The sequence below is a fragment of the Yoonia sp. R2-816 genome, assembly GCF_046762905.1.
Lineage (GTDB): Bacteria > Pseudomonadota > Alphaproteobacteria > Rhodobacterales > Rhodobacteraceae > Yoonia.
The window spans coordinates 1-2,193 of sequence record NZ_JBKQXN010000351.1 but is presented as its reverse complement, the minus strand read 5'-3'; the positions used below and the strand labels follow the sequence as shown (position 1 = coordinate 2,193).

General features: G+C 53.3%; 3 protein-coding genes and 1 pseudogene. 1 reads left to right on the top strand and 3 read right to left on the bottom strand.

Annotated features, from left to right (window positions below):
• Positions 1-285: 285 nt before the first annotated feature.
• A complete protein-coding gene (locus ACFWW2_RS26565; protein WP_393933665.1) occupies positions 286-606 on the bottom strand; it encodes a helix-turn-helix domain-containing protein in 321 nt (106 codons plus the stop codon).
• A gap of 21 nt (positions 607-627) precedes the next feature.
• On the opposite strand from ACFWW2_RS26565, the pseudogene ACFWW2_RS26560 reads away from it, so the two are divergent.
• Positions 628-936, top strand: a pseudogene (locus ACFWW2_RS26560) (integrase core domain-containing protein); the annotation flags it as partial.
• A gap of 50 nt (positions 937-986) precedes the next feature.
• Here the strand turns inward: ACFWW2_RS26560 and ACFWW2_RS26555 are convergent.
• Together ACFWW2_RS26555 and ACFWW2_RS26550 are read right to left on the bottom strand one after the other, a co-directional pair.
• Positions 987-1,169 (bottom strand): hypothetical protein, encoded by a 183-nt coding sequence (locus tag ACFWW2_RS26555; RefSeq protein WP_393933663.1) that lies wholly within the window; start codon positions 1,167-1,169, stop codon positions 987-989.
• 278 nt (positions 1,170-1,447) lie between these two features.
• Positions 1,448-1,711, bottom strand: coding sequence for a hypothetical protein (locus tag ACFWW2_RS26550; RefSeq protein ID WP_393933661.1), 264 nt, complete (start codon positions 1,709-1,711; stop codon positions 1,448-1,450).
• Positions 1,712-2,193: the final 482 nt, after the last annotated feature.

The following is a 2,193-nucleotide window of genomic DNA, read 5'->3' as shown; positions in this document are numbered from 1 at the left end:
TATTCTCAGGAATTGGGGCGCGCTTCTCGGCAAGACCCCGCAGACACGCACCAAGCGTATCAAGGGCAACGACACCGAAATTGCTTCACTCAGACAAGGAAAAATGTCTGCGACTCAGCGCCGGGCCCATTACGGTATCTTCCTGATCAGCGCATAGGCTTCGCGCTTACGCTGATCCAATGCAACTCTTGTCATCTTATCACCTCCTTTCCGATGCAGGCAGCATCTACGATCCGCGAATTGGCGGAAGGCAACTTCATGCTGGAGACCGCAACAGAACCAATGCTACCCGCCAGGGCAACGCTGCGGCAGGAGCTGGCTGCCCTTGAGAAGCAGGTACGCCAGCTTGCCCAGAACGATCCGGTTTGCCACCGTTTGATGACAATGCCCGGGGTCGCCCGATTGATCTGAAACGTCAAAAGATGTCGTGTCATGCTTGGCCCGCCACCAGCGTTCCCGTTTGGTGCCAAGATCATCTGCTTCCGCGATGAAACCATGCTTGGCGAGTTGCCTTAGATGGTAACTTGTCGCTCCGAAATTGAAGCCCAGACGGTCTGCAAGCCCTGTTGCTGTTGCTGGACCCTCGATCCTTAACAGGCCCAGCATCCGAAGACGCTCTGGATGCGCCAGACGAACGGCATCTGTGAACGCTTCCATCGGACCATCAAAGACGAGTTCTACGACATCGCGTTCCGCAAGAAACTGTATCGAACAGTGGAAGAATTGCAGACCGAACTGGACGCCTGGCTGGCCAAGTACAACGAGCAGCGGCCACACTCGGGAAGATACTGCTATGGCAAAACGCCTATGCAGACCTTCCGCGTAACGCTACACATTGCCGTCGAGAAGACCATCAAAACGCACGACCAATCGGACAGTGCCCAAGACCTCCTCAGCTCAGCACTGCAAGCTGAGTGTCCGTCAGATCAAGTCTGAATTTTACACCATAGCCAATAAGTATCGAAGGTGTAGCAGCCTCTTCAGCATCATCGCTCCTGTTTTTCCACCATCTGCGCACGGTACTCTCGTTCCATTCTTTCGCCTTCGTGCTTCATGTCTTCAGCGTCTTCGAAGCCATACGCTTGTGCCCAAAGATCGGCGCGCTCTTTCGCCAACAATTCAGAATCTTCGGGTGAAAATGGTTTGATATCTACGTCACCGCAGCCCAAATCGCTCCCTCCTGCCCATTCTGTTAATCATGCGTCTTATCAATCAATGCGCCAGCGGTTGAGGCCGCTTTAAAACGGTCGATCAATCTGCTGCCCCAACTCCAGGTCTGTAGCCTGCGTTCTTTGCTTCATGATCATGTAAAGCCAGAATGCTTCCTGTTTTGCCGTGACTGGATCCTTCGTGATCAACTCCGCTACAGAGCTCTTGAGCCAATTGGAGGCGTGCTTCGATACGAGCACCCGCCCGGCGGACGGCACTTCAAAAGGACCCTGCACCGTTAACAGCCCTTCTCTACATAGGCGCGCTGTAGCTCCGCTGAACGCTGCATAGACGGCCATGGGTCCGTCACATTTGTTATGAACCCATGGCCCTGCTCTGCGCTACGCACTGCATTTCTCCCCTGCACCGTGGCTGATGCCATCACCGAAAGGCTTGGCGTAATGTCCGCCATCTGATCTTTGAACGTGGTCAAACGACCACCCCAAACCGAAACATAGCGCGACAGAAGGGCGAGCTGGCCGCCCAAGTACGCGTATGTCATTCTGAAAGACTCGTGTGAGGGAAAAGTTGAAAAAGCGGGAATTGTAGTCGCCAATACTCATCTCCAACGAGTGTGCTTGTCCAAGCCAACAGCAGATCACATGAAAAAGCCCCCAGACTCTCTCTGATAGGGATAAGGGAACGCCTGGGGGCAAGTTGCGCCTATAAGACAATTAATCAGGGTTGGTTACCGAAATATAATACAAATAAGCAATGCTTTGATAGAATTGCTCTATTCATCTGCATGCCATAAGGGGTCGAATGCCGGACGGGGCAGAACTCTACGCTAACGACAGTAGGGCCCTTCATGTACAACGTGGAGAAGGTATCAAGAGAGCCCATAGAGCTATGCCCGAAAGTTGGTGACGGCGTGATTAGGCGGCATGGTTAAGTTGTTTGATCCCGTCTTTGAATGCAATCCCTTCGATGATCTCGGGCATGCGGTTTGCGCCGTCGAGCTTCCGCCATTTGGTCTGGGCTGAC